Source organism: Bacillus cereus group sp. BfR-BA-01441 (assembly GCF_022663075.1).
Classification (GTDB): Bacteria; Bacillota; Bacilli; order Bacillales; family Bacillaceae_G; genus Bacillus_A; species Bacillus_A cereus.
Map to the genome: position 1 here is coordinate 45,774 of NZ_JAKUEU010000005.1, position 15,036 is coordinate 60,809.

The following is a 15,036-nucleotide window of genomic DNA, read 5'->3' on the forward strand; positions in this document are numbered from 1 at the left end:
TTTAAATAAGGGAGGATTTTCAAGTGGCAAACGTAACTTTTAAAGGTAATCCAATGACTTTAGTTGGAACAGAAGTTAAAGTTGGCGATCAAGCGCCAAACTTCCAAGTATTAGCAAACGACTTATCTCCAGTAAGTTTAGAAACATACAAAGGCGAAGTGAAATTAATTAGTGTTGTACCTTCAATCGACACAGGTGTGTGTGATGCACAAACACGTCGTTTTAACCAAGATGCAGCAGGTATTGAAAACGCGAAAGTATTAACAATTAGCGCTGATTTACCATTCGCTCAAAAACGCTGGTGTGCAGCAAACGGTTTAGAAAATGTTGTTACACTTTCTGACCACCGCGACCTTTCATTCGGTGAAGCTTATGGCTTAGTAATGAAAGAGCTTCGTTTACTTGCTCGTGCAGTATTCGTAGTAGATAGCAATGACAAAGTAGTTTACGCAGAATACGTAAGCGAAGGTACAAGCCATCCAAACTATGAAGAAGCATTAGAAGCAGCTAAATCTGCGAAGTAATGTGAAGAGAATGACCTCTTATAAAGAGGTCGTTTTTTCTCATATATTGCTCTGTAACAGCATCGATATATGAGAAAAAACGTTATATCATATATAACTAAAGGGGAGCTCTTTACAGGAGGTCGCTTTTTCTTTTTGGAAAAAATCACTTTGTGGTATGATATAAGTTATGTGTAAAAGAGAGAAGGAGGAATGTACGTGAGTCAGACAGTAGAAACATTATTTTCTATTTTTGATTCTTCTGCGGTAGTTTTACGTAAAGAATTAGATGTAACATATTTAGAGGCGCTTGTAGAAACAGGTGATAACTTGTTTGAGGGAGCGATTTTACAAGAGGAATTATCCGAATCAGCAATTGAAAGGCTGAATCGTGAATATAGTACGTTTAATGAAGAAACATATAAAGGTGAAGAAATTCGTAAAGCATTTCAGTTAGCCATCTTAAAAGGAATGAAAGAAGGCGTACAAGCGAATCATGAAATGACGCCTGATGCAGTTGGAATGTTCATGAGTTACTTATTCCATAAATTTATGCAAGGTCAAAACGAGATCACAGTTTTAGATCCTGCAATTGGAACAGGTAATTTAATGACTACAGTGTTTAATAGCGCCAAAGAAGGACTAACAATGAGTGGATTTGGTGTAGAAGTGGATGAAGTGCTAATTAAACTTGCTTTAGTAAATGCAAATTTACAAAAGCATGCAATCGAATTCTTCCATCAAGATGGACTAGCACCACTTTATATCGATCCAGTTGATGCAGTCGTTTCAGACTTACCGGTTGGTTATTATCCAAACGAAATCGGTGCAAGTGAATATAAATTAAAAGCAGATGAAGGAATGTCGTATGCCCATCACTTATTTATTGAACAAAGTGTGAAACATACGAAAGAGGGCGGTTACTTATTCTTCTTAGTACCAAACTTCATTTTTGAAAGTGACCAGGCACCAAAATTACATGCATTTATTAAAGAAACATGCTTTATTCAAGGGTTATTACAGCTTCCTGTTTCCATGTTTAAAAACGAGAAAAATGCAAAAAGTATATTTGTTCTCCAAAAGAAAGGCGCTAATGTAACAATGCCAAAACAGGCATTATTAGTGGAGTTGCCTAAATTCTCTAACATGAAGGCGATGGAAGACATTATGGATCAATTAAATACTTGGTTTGCAACACATAAATAAAGCTGGGTATATGTAACAGCATTAGTGATTCATGTAGTACAGTTTTATATAATATGTCATATTTTTAAATATATACAAGATTTAACTGAATTTTTTTGAAATCTGTAATATATATTTTTTCTTGGTGTTACAATTTTTTCACTTGAAATATATGTCGGACGATGTTTAAATTAAAATCGTGAGTATAAAATTTGCTAATGATGAAACGTTTTCATATTTGGTGAATTTGATCAGATAAAATCGAGCGGTTTGTGGAAACATCCACACAACTACCAAGAGAAAAAGGGGCGAAAGACTAGATGTCAAAAATCATCGCGATTAACGCAGGAAGCTCTTCCTTAAAATTCCAATTATTTGAAATGCCAAGTGAAACAGTATTAACAAAAGGTTTAGTAGAACGTATCGGTTTAGAAGATAGTATCTTCACTATTACTGTAGATGGCGAAAAACAAAAAGAAATTACAAACATTCCAGATCACGCAGTAGCAGTTAATATGCTTCTTAAAAAGTTAACTGAAAACGGAATCGTTAAATCTCTAGATGAGATTGGCGGTATCGGTCACCGTGTTGTTCACGGCGGCGAAAAATTTGCTGACTCTGTTTTAATTACTGATGAAGTATTAGCTGATATCGAAGAATTAAGCGATTTAGCACCACTTCATAACCCAGCAAACGTTGTTGGTATTAAAGCATTCCAAGAAGTATTACCAAACGTACCAGCAGTAGCAGTATTCGATACAGCATTCCACCAAACAATGCCGGAATCTGCATTCCTATACAGCTTACCATATGAGTACTATGAAAAATTCGGCATCCGTAAATACGGTTTCCACGGAACTTCTCATAAATATGTAACTGAGCGTGCGGCTGAATTATTAGGTCGTCCAATTGAAAGCTTAAGCTTACTTTCTTGTCACTTAGGTAACGGTGCAAGTATCGCAGCAGTAGAAGGCGGTAAATCTATCGATACTTCTATGGGCTTCACACCACTTGCTGGTGTAACAATGGGTACACGTTCTGGTAACCTTGACCCTGCGTTAATTCCATACATCATGGAAAAAACAGGCCAAACAGTAGAAGAAGTAGTTAACGTATTAAACAAGAAGAGTGGTATGTTAGGTCTTACTGGTTACTCTAGTGACCTACGTGACATCATTGCGAAAGAAGAAGAAGGCGACCACCGTGCGAAAGTAGCACTTGATGTATTCGTAAGCCGTATCCACAAATACATCGGTTCTTACACTGCTCGTATGAAAGGTGTAGACGCAATCATCTTCACAGCTGGTGTAGGTGAAAACAGTGCGATTATTCGTGAGCGTGTATTAGAAGGCCTTGAGTACATGGGCGTATACTTCGATGCAAAACGTAATAACGTATTCGGTGAAGAAGCATTCATCAGCTTCCCACACTCTCCAGTAAAAATTATCGTAATTCCAACTGACGAAGAAGTTATGATTGCTCGTGACGTACTACGTCTTGGAGATATTGGTTAATATATGAAAAGAAAGACGAGATCCTATAGGATTTCGTCTTTTTTCTTTTGGATGTATTTTAAAACTCCATCTGGATATAATATTTTTTCTTTCTGAATGAATGCCGTAATAGGAATCCATTTCGCATACGCTACTGTTTCTTCATCTTGTATATTTAATATTTTCATTTCATATAGTGACGTGTCTAATAAACGCAAAGAATATAGTTGAATGATTTCATGACCAATGTCTCCATCGAGATGAAAGACATTTTCTAAACACCCTAAATAATTGGTGATTTCTATCTCCGTATGAAGCTCTTCTTTAAACTCCCGAATAACAGTATGTGCTGATTTTTCACCAAGTTCAATTGAACCGCCAAGAGGACGATAATATATTTCGCCTTCTGTATAATATTCTTGTACGAGAAGGCGATCTTGATGTATAGCAAGACCGAAAGCTTTTGCACGTGGATACATATAGAATCACTCCTTATTTGTTTTGTATAAGGACGATTATAATGTATGGTGTGATAAAAGTATCGTGTATTTAAGTGTGCGGTCTAATTGTAATTCCATCAAATAAGTCTTTCCAAAATGCTTCATTGTATTGGTATACATCCATAATAGGACATTTCATAACGCAAATACGTTGTAATCCCCAATCTTCTTGGGTGATAGTTGGTATATCGGCAGGAATTAGTAACAGGACAGAGAATGTATGTGTAACGATTTGAGATAAAATTTGTTCTAGGGAACATGCTTCTTCATATGTTCCTCCAGTTCGAATAAATAATATGGATTCTGCCGTTTCAATTGTAGCTAGAAAACGATTAATACGATGTTCATAGTTTAACTTAATTTCTGTATAAGAAGGCCAAGAAGTTGGTGTATTTACATCTGTTTTAAAGTCATGACAGGAGTCAATTTCATAAAGGTTGTCCCTTAATCTTAATTTTGCATCATCATCCCAAAATGAGATGAAGGATAAATTTTCGAAATTTAAAAAGCGGTCAAATCGATTTTGTAATAATACATTCACTTTTTCTAATGAGGGACTTAGCATAAAATCAATAACGCCAAAAAATGGTGATAATTCTAATTGATATAATGCCCAAGCGGGCCAGCAGTTTTGTCCTAAGCTGAATACCGCATTATATTCTTTTTTTATATCGGATAGATTCATGTGATTTATCTCATCCTTTTTGTTAATATTTTATGCCATTCAAAAATGGTATGTGAATAAAGATAGACAAGCATATTTGCAAAGAATAAGCAGAAATATGTTACAATAGAAAAAAATCGAACGAGGTGGTTGTTACGATGCGATCGAAGCGAGAACAAGCCATTTTAGACAATATAAAAGAATGGGAAGCGCAATTAGTTGAGCAAGAAGCGACCGATTTTCAAAAAGTGTTTGATAAATGGTTACATGCTACAGTTGCGAAATTACCTGAGAAAAAGCGAAAAGAATTCTTCACGAAAGCAGATGGATGGCTCTTTCATTTGCATGCATTTATTCAAAGTTCACAAGCACAGTTAGATGCACGTAATCGGATTTTAGGAACATCAAGGTTATTTGATGAATCGATTGAACAGCTTGAAGATTTGAAAGCATTATCTATTGATCAATTAACATACATAGCAGAGCAGCAAACAGCACGTCATCGTCTATATTCATTTGTACAAGGTGGGGCAACAGGTGCTGGAGGTTTATTATTATTAACGGCGGATTTTCCGGTTATGATCGCGTTAAATGTGAAGGCAGTCCAACTTATTGCAACATCATTTGGACATGATGTGAACAAGCCGTATGAAATGATGCTTGCGTTAAAGGTGTTTCATGCGTCATTACTACCAGGAAGACTTCAGCAATATGCATGGTACAATTTATTGCAAGAGCTGGAGCAAGAAGATTCGTTCTTTTACGAAGGAGACGAAGCAGTGCTACAAACAGCTTCTACTGAGGTTGTGTTAAAACAAATTTTGAAGACATTTTCGATTTATGCTCTTCGTCGTAAATTATTCCAAGGTATACCGGTAATTGGAATGGCAATTGGATCTACAGTGAATTATCGTTTAACAAGAAACGTTACTGAATTTGCAAATAGATTTTATCAAGTGCGCCATATAGTCGAGAAAGAAAAAAGAGCATAAAAAAAGCGAGAGGCCGAAGCCTTTCGCTTTTTTAATTCGTTGCATGTTTTTTGGACATTGGAACAGATACTGGCTGCTTTTCTGCTGTTTTTTCTGTTTTTGGATAATAAATTAAATCCAATGTTTTTGCCTGTACGGCAATCGAAAGAATAGTAAAAGCAATTTCTGTCCAATTTAAATAATATAATGAAAGCGCAAGAACAATCGCGTCAAAGACGAAGAAAATTTGCCCAATTGTAAAACGAGTTCGTTTACTTAATACAATTGTTAAAATATCGTCTCCACCGGTTGCACCGCCAAATCGTAATATAAAACCGAGTCCAATACCAGCTAACGCACCGCCAACTACTGCAGCTATAAATAAGTTATTTGATAAATCTACCGTAAATGGAGAATAATTTTCCATAAAGGAATAAAATACTCCGAATGAAATTGAACCTAGGAATGAATAACCAACCATTTTTCTACCTAAAAATGAAGCGCACAGTAAAATAATTGGGATATCCATTAATACAGTTGAAATAGATGGTGAAATATCATAAAAGTTTTGAATGAATAGTGCAATTCCTACAAAGCCACCTTCTGTTAAGTGGTTTTGGAAGTGAATGTGATATAGCGCTGCTGCTAAAATAAATGAACCGATTAAAACCATAAAAATTTCTTTAATAATTTGCCGACTTTGGATGTTCCTCATCGTTATTCCTTCTTTCCGTAGTTAGTAGTCCTTTTTGTGTTGTAAACTAACTACGAGCTCACATGTAGCTTTCAGTTAGTTTACGAAAAAACTAACTACGCTATATGTCGCTGAAGAAATAACGAATAATCCTCTCGTCCATCAATTCTCCCTACCTTCGTTTTAGTTTAAGTCTTAAAACGACTAAACAAAACGTGGAGTAGGATTCGTCATTTAGCAATCCTGCTCTTCTTTGTTTTGTTTAGTTAGTAACAATTAAGTCCTAAACAAAACGCTATGTGTAAGAAGAGTCTTTTTTTTGCCAAATTATCCTTCGGGCAATCATAATTTCCCCACTCTCGTATTTTTTTCGCTAGACTAAAGTATCTGAGCTAAAAAATACGCTACGTGTATGATTCGTCAATACGATGCCACATGCTCCTTCGAGCGATCATGATATCAAAATCCCTTCCTTCAAGATTTATACTATTATATCATACTTTTAAAAAATGTATGCGGATGGAAACCGACAATAAACGGAGGGAATCTACAAAAAATGTTATGTTTAAATATTTTTGTAGAAAAGCCTAAGTTATTTCGGAGGATTGGACAGTTTGTAACGGTTTGTCCAATAAGTAAGAAAAAAAGGGTTTTATTCAGTTGTATTCTTTTCATCACTTTTATCTTTAAAAAACGCATCCCAACTAATCACACTTAAAAAAGTTAAAGCAATAATAACGAAAGCACGCATAAGCTTTAGACCCCCCTTTGTACATAGTATATGAATCATTCGATTCGGAATGTGTCATTTTTTTACAAGTCTTAACTGTTATGAGATTATATTAATATAGATAGATGAAGGGGAGAGTGAAGGTATGCTAAAAGACATGTTCAAAAGAAAAGAATTAATATGCATTTCATGTCAGAAAAAAATTCAATATGAAGAAGAGCTTGTTGCTTTTGTAAAGTTGCCGGAAGAAAGAAGTATATTAGTTGGTCCATTCGATGTATGTTTGGCGAAAACAGCACAAGAAATATATTGTAAATCATGTTACGACAAAAACGCATGACCCAAAGTAATTGAGGGGCATGCTTTTTTCATTGGTGTGCTTTCCCCTCAGATACATTTTGAGTGAGTCGATACCAAAGCCAAAGGTCATTAATGATGGAAGCGAGATCGGCAATTTCTGAATTCAATTTGCAAGAAATTTCGAAGTCTTCTTCGTTATTTAAATGATGCTGTTTTGCATTAATAGAGTGCTCGAGTTCTTTTATTCGATCAGGAATCTTTCCGCGAACTTGTTCCCACCTTAGTAAAATAGCATGCTGCATTTTTTCGGGGATATCTTCCCAATCTTCTTGTAAATGAGGAATTTCAATTCCTAGATGATCATCGTATAAGAAATACTTTTCCATAAGTTCACCCCCGTTGTCCTGCTTATATTGTACAGAAAAACAGAAAGAAGTTCGACGAAATTGTTTGAAAAAATTTGAAAATGACTCTTGATACATTTTGTGAAAGGTGGTAAAGTGTGAATTATTATAAAAGAAAATGAATATTTATTCTTAGGGGGATGCAAAATGGAGAAGAAAAAAGTTGTATTAGCATATTCCGGAGGTCTTGATACTTCCGTTGCAATTAAATGGTTACAAGAGAAGAATTATGATATTATCGCGCTTTGTTTAGACTTAGGGGAAGGTAAAGACTTAGCATTTGTAAAAGAAAAGGCACTTTCAGTAGGTGCAATTAAATCATATATGATTGATGTTCAAGAAGAATTCGCGAATGAATATGCATTGATGGCGATGCAAGCACACACATTATACGAAGGGAAATACCCTCTTGTCTCTGCATTATCTCGTCCGCTTATTGCGAAGAAATTAGTAGAAATCGCAGAACAAGAAGGCGCAACTGCAGTTGCACACGGATGTACAGGGAAAGGAAATGATCAAGTTCGTTTTGAAGTTTCTATTCAAGCATTAAATCCTTACTTAGAAGTGATTGCACCTGTACGTGAATGGAAGTGGTCACGTGAAGAAGAAATTGCCTATGCAAAAGAAAACGATGTACCAATTCCGATTAATTTAGATAGCCCGTTTTCAATCGATCAAAACTTATGGGGACGCAGCAACGAATGTGGAATTTTAGAAGATCCATGGGCAGCGCCGCCAGAAGATGCATATGAGATGACATTGGCATTAGAAGATACACCGAATAAACCAGAGTTTGTAGAAATCGGATTTGAAGCAGGCGTACCGACTACTTTAAATGGCACTGCATATTCACTTGCAGAATTAATTAAAACGTTAAATGCGCTTGCTGGAAAACACGGCGTTGGACGTATTGATCACGTAGAAAATCGTCTTGTCGGTATTAAATCTCGTGAAGTATACGAATGCCCAGCAGCAATGACGTTAATCACTGCGCATAAAGAGTTGGAAGATTTAACACACGTAAAAGAAGTAGCACATTTTAAACCAGTGATTGAACAGAAAATAACAGAACTTATTTATAATGGTTTATGGTTCTCGCCTTTAAAACAAGCGCTTCATGCATTTTTACAAGAAACGCAAAAGAATGTAACAGGTACAGTGCGTGTGAAATTATTTAAAGGTCATGCGATTGTAGAAGGACGTAAATCTGAATACTCTTTATACGATGAAAAATTAGCAACATATACTGCTCAAGATGAATTTAATCATGATGCAGCAGTTGGATTCATTTCATTATTCGGTTTACCGACGAAAGTATACAGCCAAGTGAATCAAAAGAAGGTGGAAGCGTGAACAAACTTTGGGGCGGACGTTTTACAGAAGAAGCGGAAGCATGGGTTGAAGAGTTCGGAGCATCCATCTCCTTCGATCAACAATTAGTAAATCAAGATATAAAAGGAAGTATTGCGCACGTCACGATGCTAGCAAAGCAAGGCATCGTTACGCAAGAAGAAGCAGAGAAAATAAAGATAGGTCTTCAATATTTATTGAAAGAAGCAAAAGAGAATAAGCTACAATTTTCAGTAGAAGCAGAAGATATTCATTTAAACATCGAAAAAATGTTAATTGAACAAATTGGCGAAGTAGGAGGAAAACTTCACACTGGCCGAAGTCGTAATGATCAAGTAGCGACAGATATGCATTTGTATTTAAAAGAAAAGGTAGAACATATTATAAAAGCTACAAAGCAATTGCAAACTGTTCTTGTTCATCAAGCAGAAAATAATATTGAAACCATTATGCCTGGCTATACGCATTTGCAACGTGCTCAGCCGATTTCATTTGCTCATCATATTCTCGCTTACTTTTGGATGTTAGAGCGTGATGTGAATCGTTATGAAGATTCGTTAAAACGTATTAACATTTCGCCATTAGGAGCAGGAGCGTTAGCTGGAACGACATTCCCCATTGACCGAGAGTATAGTGCGGAGCTTCTTGGATTTAATGGAATCTATGAAAATAGTTTAGATGCAGTAAGCGATCGTGATTTCATACTGGAGTTCCTAAGTAACTCCTCTATGCTTATGATGCACTTATCACGCTTTTGCGAAGAACTTATTTTATGGAGTAGCCAAGAGTTTCAATTTATTGAAATGAGCGATCAATATGCAACGGGAAGCAGCATTATGCCGCAAAAGAAAAACCCGGATATGGCGGAACTAATCCGTGGTAAAACAGGCAGAGTATACGGTAATTTATTCAGTTTACTCACAGTAATGAAAGGATTACCGCTCGCTTACAATAAAGACTTACAAGAAGATAAAGAAGGAATGTTTGATACAGTTAAAACAGTAGAAGGATGCCTTCATATTATAGCGGGCATGCTTGAAACGATGACTGTAAACAAAGAAAAAATGGGGCAAGCTGTGACGCAAGATTTCTCCAACGCAACAGAAATTGCTGACTATTTAGCGAACAAAGGACTACCATTCCGTCAAGCTCATGAAATTGTTGGAAAGTTAGTGCTATATTGCACACAAAAAGGAATTTATTTATTAGATGTCTCTCTTGAAACATATAAAGAAATGAGCTCCTTATTTGAAGAAGATTTGTATGAAGTGCTGTCACCATATGCAGCTGTAAAGCGTCGTAACAGTGCTGGCGGGACTGGGTTTGAACAAATCAAAAACGCTTTGGAGAAGGCGAAGGGGTTAACGAAAGAAGTTATTAAGAATTGAGTTGGGAAGTACGCCAGTCTAGTAAAGTCTGGCGTACTTTATTTTTTACTAGCATTTAAGTTACAATGTAGTAAAAAATAACAATTTAGGGGAAGTCTATGAAAAAAATAGTGTTTATCATTGTACTGTTAATTAGTTTAATTGCAAATGCTAAAGTGTTTCTTTTGGACAAATATATGTATGTTGGTGAAAAAGAAAAGCGAGAAGAAGCGGTTATCGCAACGATGTGGCATTTACAAGATAAAGGATATAAAGAAAGTGATATTTTATATATAAAACCGGCCTTTTATAGCAAAATGGATTCGTATGGTATGAATGTACAGTTTAAAGATGAAACAAATGAATCATATACATATAGAGTTTTAAAAGATGCGAAAACAAATAAACTAACTGTACACCAAGATAGCAATGAGTCTGGTGGTATGGGCGGGAAACATCAAGAGCTTAAATAAAGAAAGAAAACGACTGATGGCATTCGCCTGCAGTCGTTTTCTTTTAATCATACTTATGTCGATCTTCCGTAATTCGAATATACTCAATATCCATCAAATCACGAAGTAATGCACCATTACTTAGTTCAACGCCGTGCTTCTCTTTAAAATGAGTGCGAATCGTATCTAGCATTTCAATTTCTTTGCCGTTCACATCTAAAATAATACGTTCAGAATCATCCATATAGCATCCTCCTTCTTTACACATATATATTTTGTCCGTCTATTTCTAAAAAATGTATGTTAACGTAATGTTAGGAAATAAGAAAGGGATGGAAAATGAGACGTATTTATTTTATAGGGCTAATTTTGTACACATTCATTGTATTACATGTTGCATTCCCAAATATCTTTTCATTTGAGGATTTAGAAACAGTACACGTTGCGATATTTATTTTTGCTCTATTTGTAGTAGATTGCTTTATTTCTATATGGCTTTCGAAAAGAAAAGATATACAAGGCAAAAAAGAAATGGAACGGAAAAAGAGAAAACGTTCCTTTTGGATGATGACATACTGTTTGTCTTTAGTGCTTACTGCTGCTTTTTTTAGTGAACATATTCCATTAGAAAGAGTAAATATTGGATTTGGAGCATTCGTATTCGCATACTATTTTTTTATGCACTTTCTTCCTTATATGAAAGAAAAGCGAGGAGAAGAGGAAAATCCGCTTGTAGAAGAAGCGAAAGAACAAGAGCATAAGAGAATAGAAGGGGATATAAAGAAACTTGGAGAACAAAAGTGGTATTTAAAATCAAAAATCATATACGTTCTTTGCTTTATTACGCCGCCAATTGGTTATTTGTATGTTTTCTTATTTCGTAAAAAAATGACAGGAGGTGCAAGGCGAACGTACTTAACGGTTGCGACGATTATGATGGCATTATGGTCTTTGAAGTTTCTTCCGCCTTATGTGTTGGCAATTACCGTTGTTGTCGTAGCATGTCTTTTGTTTATAGTGAAGTTTATAAAATGAAAAACACCAAGCCTATGTGGACTTGGTGTTTTATCTATAAATTAAAGCTCACCTTGCTCTTCATCACCACGAACAACAAGGACATCGCATTTCGCATAGCGAATAATATGTTCAGAGACGCTACCAATTAGGAAACGCTCAACAGCATTTAAACCAGTCGCACCACACATAATTAAATCTACTTTATGGTTTGGAGCGATTTCTTTTGAAATTTTTGATTTAGGATTACCGAATTCTAATACAGTTTCAATTTTTTCAAGACCAGCTTCAAGCGCAGTTTTTTTGTAGTCTTCTAATAGGTCTTCTGCAAATAGATTTGCACGTTCCGCAATTGCACGGCTATAAGCTTCTACTGCTGAGTATGCTTTTACATCAACGATATGAGCAATTGTTAATGTTGCATTGTTGCGCTTTGCGACTTGAATTGCTTTTTTAAAGGCTTTTTCTGCTTCTTTAGAACCATCCACCGCGATTAAAATATTTGTATATGTATTATTCATAGTAAATTCCTCCCAATCTGTTTTATAACTGTTTACAACTTAATTATAAAACAAATTTTGGTAACGTGCTTGCCAGAAACGTTACAGAATTTTGAAAACTCTGTTTCGATTCATTTTAGTTGTAATTGGAGCGAGAACTTGTTACATATGAAGTATAGCAATTTAAAAGGGGGCAGTTTTGTGAGACATGCGCTCATTACAGCCGGTACGAAAGGTTTAGGAAAGCAAGTAACAGAAAAGTTATTGGCTAAAGGCTATTCAGTAACAGTAACGTACCATAGCGATATCACGGCTATGGAAACGATGAAAGAAACATATAAAGATGTGGAAGAGCGTCTACAATTCGTGCAAGCGGATGTCACGAAAAAGGAAGATTTACATAAAATAGTAGAAGAAGCGATGAGCCGTTTTGGCAAAATTGACTTTTTAATTAATAATGCTGGTCCATATGTATTTGAACGAAAAAAGTTAGTTGATTATGAAGAAGATGAATGGAATGAAATGATTCAGGGAAATTTAACAGCGGTATTTCATTTATTAAAACTTGTCGTTCCGGTCATGAGAAAACAGAACTTTGGCCGTATTATTAATTACGGATTTCAAGGGGCGGATAGTGCACCGGGATGGATTTATCGTTCAGCTTTTGCCGCAGCGAAAGTAGGACTTGTTTCATTAACGAAAACAGTTGCTTATGAAGAAGCGGAGTATGGTATCACTGCGAACATGGTATGTCCTGGTGATATTATTGGCGATATGAAAGAGGCAACTATTCAAGAAGCACGTCAGCTGAAAGAGCATAACACACCGATTGGTAGATCTGGAACAGGTGAAGATATTGCAAGAACCATTTCGTTTTTATGTGAGGACGATTCCGATATGATTACCGGTACAATTATTGAAGTGACTGGTGCAGTGGATGTTATTCATAGACATCGATAGAATAAAATAAGATGAAGTTTCGAATAATTGGACAGTTTATCTATTGTGCTGAGAGGTGCGGATAATACTGTCCTTTAATATAAAATTAAATCTATCGGAAAACTCGTGTTATTTTTTTGTCAAATATTGAGATATTATGTTAAAATATAAGAGCGTAGAAAGCGCTTTAAAAAATGATTCAGGGGTCATTTCATAACTCAAGGGGGAACTAATCATGCGTATCGGTATTCCAACAGAAATTAAAAACAATGAAAACCGTGTGGCAATGACGCCAGCGGGAGCAGTACATTTAGTACAAAATGGTCACGAAGTTTTTGTTCAAAAAGGAGCAGGTTTAGGATCTGGCTTTACAGATGAAGAATACGTACAAGCTGGTGCGAAACTTGTAGAAACTGCTGAAGAAGCATGGAATCAAGATATGGTTATGAAGGTAAAAGAGCCAGTAGCAAGTGAATACGGCTATTTCCGTGAAGGCTTAATCTTATTCACATACTTACACTTAGCTCCAGAACCAGAATTAACGAAAGCATTAATCGATAACAAAGTTGCATCAATCGCATACGAAACAGTACAATTAGACAATCGTTCTTTACCATTACTTGCACCTATGAGTGAAGTGGCTGGTCGTATGTCTGCACAAATCGGTGCACAATTCCTTGAGAAAAACAAAGGCGGTAAAGGTATTTTACTTGCAGGCGTTCCAGGGGTAAAACGCGGCAAAGTAACAATCATTGGCGGTGGTCAAGCTGGTACAAACGCAGCTAAGATTGCAGTAGGTTTAGGTGCAGATGTAACAATCATTGACTTAAGTGCAGAACGTCTTCGTCAATTAGATGATATTTTCGGTAACCAAGTAAAAACATTAATGTCTAATCCATACAATATTGCAGAAGCTGTTAAAGAATCTGACCTTGTTATTGGAGCAGTATTAATTCCGGGTGCAAAAGCGCCAAAACTTGTAACTGAAGAAATGATTCAATCAATGGAACCAGGTTCTGTCGTTGTAGATATCGCGATTGACCAAGGTGGTATTTTCGAAACAACTGATCGTATTACAACTCATGACAACCCAACTTACGAAAAACATGGCGTTGTTCATTATGCAGTTGCTAATATGCCAGGTGCAGTTCCACGTACGTCAACTCTTGCATTAACAAACGTAACAGTACCATATGCAGTACAAATTGCTAACAAGGGCTACAAAGAAGCTTGCTTAGGCAACACTGCATTATTAAAAGGTATTAACACATTAGATGGTTATGTAACATTCGAAGCAGTTGCGGAAGCTCACGGCTTACAATACGCTGATGCAAAAGAGCTTCTTGAAAAAGCTCCTGCTTTATCATAATAGAAATACATTTGAGACCTTCCTTTTCGTGAGGAGGGTCTTTTTTATATGGAGAAATAACATGTGAATAATTGTTATTTATTGGTGTAAATCGATTTTTATTATGATAATTTAGAATTATATAATAAAAAGAGGGGATTCGATGGGGAGCAAAAAGAGGAAGAAAAAACAGGCAAAGAGACAAAGGTATATAAAGAACAAAAAGGAACAGAACATACCTTTTTCACAAAAAGTAGTCATTACGATAGAGAAAACATTTCGGTATATTTGTATGGCTCTGTATGTAATTTTGTGTATGTATTCATTTGGAGTGTTTTACAGTTTTGGGATAACTCCCAATATTATTGAGAGCATTCTAGAATTTATACTTGTTGTAATAGAATTAGCCTTATTCGTTATACTCTTTGCTACAGTATGGCCTAGTCATGAAAGTAAAAAAGATAGAAAAAGAAGCAAAAAATCTTCATACGCTTCAAGCTCATCAAGTGGATTCGGTGACTACAGTAGCAATGACTGTAGTAGCTCAAGTGATGGTGGAGGAGATTGCGGAGGTGGTGGAGATTAAGTTAGTTTTTTAGAAGAACGACTAATGAAAGGATGG

18 protein-coding genes are annotated in these 15,036 nt (G+C 35.9%); 12 read left to right on the plus strand and 6 right to left on the minus strand.

Translation table 11 applies throughout. The annotated features are described in order from the left end of the window. Positions 1 to 23 precede the first annotated feature (23 nt). The 3 genes from tpx (at position 24) to ackA (ending at position 3,202) form a co-directional block, all read left to right on the plus strand. A complete protein-coding gene (tpx, locus tag MR107_RS03835) occupies positions 24 to 524 on the plus strand; it encodes a thiol peroxidase (RefSeq protein ID WP_000024526.1) in 501 nt (166 codons plus the stop codon). Positions 525 to 722: 198 nt separating this feature from the next. Next, the gene (locus MR107_RS03840; RefSeq protein ID WP_000084367.1) at positions 723 to 1,709 is read left to right on the plus strand and encodes a class I SAM-dependent methyltransferase; all 987 of its coding nucleotides are present in this window, start codon (positions 723 to 725) and stop codon (positions 1,707 to 1,709) included. Positions 1,710 to 2,008: 299 nt separating this feature from the next. Then, the gene (gene ackA / locus MR107_RS03845) at positions 2,009 to 3,202 is read left to right on the plus strand and encodes an acetate kinase (protein ID WP_000034575.1); all 1,194 of its coding nucleotides are present in this window, start codon (positions 2,009 to 2,011) and stop codon (positions 3,200 to 3,202) included. 23 nt (positions 3,203 to 3,225) lie between these two features. Here ackA and MR107_RS03850 read toward each other — a convergent pair whose 3' ends face one another. Both MR107_RS03850 and MR107_RS03855 read right to left on the minus strand, forming a co-directional pair. Beyond that, the gene (locus MR107_RS03850) at positions 3,226 to 3,660 is read right to left on the minus strand and encodes an NUDIX hydrolase (protein ID WP_000283485.1); all 435 of its coding nucleotides are present in this window, start codon (positions 3,658 to 3,660) and stop codon (positions 3,226 to 3,228) included. A gap of 70 nt (positions 3,661 to 3,730) precedes the next feature. After that, positions 3,731 to 4,366 carry a DUF1796 family putative cysteine peptidase gene (locus MR107_RS03855; RefSeq protein ID WP_001053728.1) on the minus strand — a complete coding sequence of 212 codons (636 nt, stop codon included), beginning with the start codon at positions 4,364 to 4,366 and terminating at the stop codon, positions 3,731 to 3,733. Positions 4,367 to 4,503: 137 nt separating this feature from the next. Here MR107_RS03855 and MR107_RS03860 point away from each other — a divergent pair, with 137 nt between their 5' ends. Continuing rightward, a complete protein-coding gene (locus MR107_RS03860) occupies positions 4,504 to 5,337 on the plus strand; it encodes an EcsC family protein (RefSeq protein WP_001256850.1) in 834 nt (277 codons plus the stop codon). A gap of 31 nt (positions 5,338 to 5,368) precedes the next feature. On the opposite strand, the gene MR107_RS03865 is transcribed toward MR107_RS03860, so the two are convergent. Beyond that, positions 5,369 to 6,031, minus strand: coding sequence for a YitT family protein (locus tag MR107_RS03865; RefSeq protein ID WP_001244515.1), 663 nt, complete (start codon positions 6,029 to 6,031; stop codon positions 5,369 to 5,371). Between the two features lie 854 nt (positions 6,032 to 6,885). Between MR107_RS03865 and MR107_RS03870 the strand changes: the two genes are divergently transcribed. Then, a complete protein-coding gene (locus MR107_RS03870; RefSeq protein ID WP_242292066.1) occupies positions 6,886 to 7,080 on the plus strand; it encodes a hypothetical protein in 195 nt (64 codons plus the stop codon). Positions 7,081 to 7,108: 28 nt separating this feature from the next. On the opposite strand, the gene MR107_RS03875 is transcribed toward MR107_RS03870, so the two are convergent. Then, positions 7,109 to 7,426, minus strand: a complete 318-nt coding sequence (locus MR107_RS03875; protein ID WP_000417207.1) for a hypothetical protein — start codon at positions 7,424 to 7,426, stop codon at positions 7,109 to 7,111. Between the two features lie 165 nt (positions 7,427 to 7,591). Here MR107_RS03875 and MR107_RS03880 point away from each other — a divergent pair, with 165 nt between their 5' ends. The 3 genes from MR107_RS03880 (at position 7,592) to MR107_RS03890 (ending at position 10,634) form a co-directional block, all read left to right on the plus strand. Further along, positions 7,592 to 8,797, plus strand: a complete 1,206-nt coding sequence (locus tag MR107_RS03880) for an argininosuccinate synthase (RefSeq protein WP_000412315.1) — start codon at positions 7,592 to 7,594, stop codon at positions 8,795 to 8,797. Then, a complete protein-coding gene (gene argH / locus MR107_RS03885; RefSeq protein ID WP_242292067.1) occupies positions 8,794 to 10,182 on the plus strand; it encodes an argininosuccinate lyase in 1,389 nt (462 codons plus the stop codon). The genes MR107_RS03880 and argH overlap by 4 nt, the downstream gene beginning before the upstream one ends. Positions 10,183 to 10,280: 98 nt before the next feature. Continuing rightward, positions 10,281 to 10,634 carry a DUF3139 domain-containing protein gene (locus MR107_RS03890; protein ID WP_242292068.1) on the plus strand — a complete coding sequence of 118 codons (354 nt, stop codon included), beginning with the start codon at positions 10,281 to 10,283 and terminating at the stop codon, positions 10,632 to 10,634. Positions 10,635 to 10,677: 43 nt separating this feature from the next. On the opposite strand, the gene MR107_RS03895 is transcribed toward MR107_RS03890, so the two are convergent. Further along, entirely contained in the window at positions 10,678 to 10,857 is a 180-nt protein-coding gene (locus tag MR107_RS03895) for a hypothetical protein (RefSeq protein WP_000342760.1), read from the minus strand. A gap of 95 nt (positions 10,858 to 10,952) precedes the next feature. On the opposite strand from MR107_RS03895, the gene MR107_RS03900 reads away from it, so the two are divergent. Further along, complete coding sequence (locus MR107_RS03900; RefSeq protein ID WP_242292069.1) at positions 10,953 to 11,648, plus strand: hypothetical protein; 696 nt, start codon at positions 10,953 to 10,955, stop codon at positions 11,646 to 11,648. A gap of 41 nt (positions 11,649 to 11,689) precedes the next feature. Here the strand turns inward: MR107_RS03900 and MR107_RS03905 are convergent, their stop codons facing one another. Beyond that, positions 11,690 to 12,148, minus strand: coding sequence for a universal stress protein (locus MR107_RS03905; protein ID WP_001066673.1), 459 nt, complete (start codon positions 12,146 to 12,148; stop codon positions 11,690 to 11,692). Positions 12,149 to 12,295: 147 nt separating this feature from the next. On the opposite strand from MR107_RS03905, the gene MR107_RS03910 reads away from it, so the two are divergent. From MR107_RS03910 to MR107_RS03920, 3 genes are all read left to right on the plus strand, one after another. Beyond that, positions 12,296 to 13,087 (plus strand): SDR family oxidoreductase, encoded by a 792-nt coding sequence (locus tag MR107_RS03910; RefSeq protein ID WP_002024902.1) that lies wholly within the window; start codon positions 12,296 to 12,298, stop codon positions 13,085 to 13,087. Positions 13,088 to 13,301: 214 nt separating this feature from the next. Further along, positions 13,302 to 14,435 carry an alanine dehydrogenase gene (ald, locus tag MR107_RS03915; protein WP_001219403.1) on the plus strand — a complete coding sequence of 378 codons (1,134 nt, stop codon included), beginning with the start codon at positions 13,302 to 13,304 and terminating at the stop codon, positions 14,433 to 14,435. Positions 14,436 to 14,577: 142 nt separating this feature from the next. Further along, positions 14,578 to 15,000 (plus strand): hypothetical protein, encoded by a 423-nt coding sequence (locus MR107_RS03920; RefSeq protein WP_000534945.1) that lies wholly within the window; start codon positions 14,578 to 14,580, stop codon positions 14,998 to 15,000. Positions 15,001 to 15,036 lie beyond the last annotated feature (36 nt).

Coding starts and splice junctions, on each gene's coding strand:
- ackA (WP_000034575.1), top strand. CDS start 2,009: ATGTCAAAAATCATCGCGATTAACGCAGGAAGCTCTTCCTTAAAATTC.
- MR107_RS03850 (WP_000283485.1), bottom strand. CDS start 3,660: ATGTATCCACGTGCAAAAGCTTTCGGTCTTGCTATACATCAAGATCGC.
- MR107_RS03855 (WP_001053728.1), bottom strand. CDS start 4,366: ATGAATCTATCCGATATAAAAAAAGAATATAATGCGGTATTCAGCTTA.
- MR107_RS03860 (WP_001256850.1), top strand. CDS start 4,504: ATGCGATCGAAGCGAGAACAAGCCATTTTAGACAATATAAAAGAATGG.
- MR107_RS03865 (WP_001244515.1), bottom strand. CDS start 6,031: ATGAGGAACATCCAAAGTCGGCAAATTATTAAAGAAATTTTTATGGTT.
- MR107_RS03870 (WP_242292066.1), top strand. CDS start 6,886: ATGCTAAAAGACATGTTCAAAAGAAAAGAATTAATATGCATTTCATGT.
- MR107_RS03875 (WP_000417207.1), bottom strand. CDS start 7,426: ATGGAAAAGTATTTCTTATACGATGATCATCTAGGAATTGAAATTCCT.
- MR107_RS03880 (WP_000412315.1), top strand. CDS start 7,592: ATGGAGAAGAAAAAAGTTGTATTAGCATATTCCGGAGGTCTTGATACT.
- MR107_RS03890 (WP_242292068.1), top strand. CDS start 10,281: ATGAAAAAAATAGTGTTTATCATTGTACTGTTAATTAGTTTAATTGCA.
- MR107_RS03895 (WP_000342760.1), bottom strand. CDS start 10,857: ATGGATGATTCTGAACGTATTATTTTAGATGTGAACGGCAAAGAAATT.
- MR107_RS03900 (WP_242292069.1), top strand. CDS start 10,953: ATGAGACGTATTTATTTTATAGGGCTAATTTTGTACACATTCATTGTA.
- MR107_RS03905 (WP_001066673.1), bottom strand. CDS start 12,148: ATGAATAATACATATACAAATATTTTAATCGCGGTGGATGGTTCTAAA.
- MR107_RS03910 (WP_002024902.1), top strand. CDS start 12,296: ATGAAGTATAGCAATTTAAAAGGGGGCAGTTTTGTGAGACATGCGCTC.
- ald (WP_001219403.1), top strand. CDS start 13,302: ATGCGTATCGGTATTCCAACAGAAATTAAAAACAATGAAAACCGTGTG.
- MR107_RS03920 (WP_000534945.1), top strand. CDS start 14,578: ATGGGGAGCAAAAAGAGGAAGAAAAAACAGGCAAAGAGACAAAGGTAT.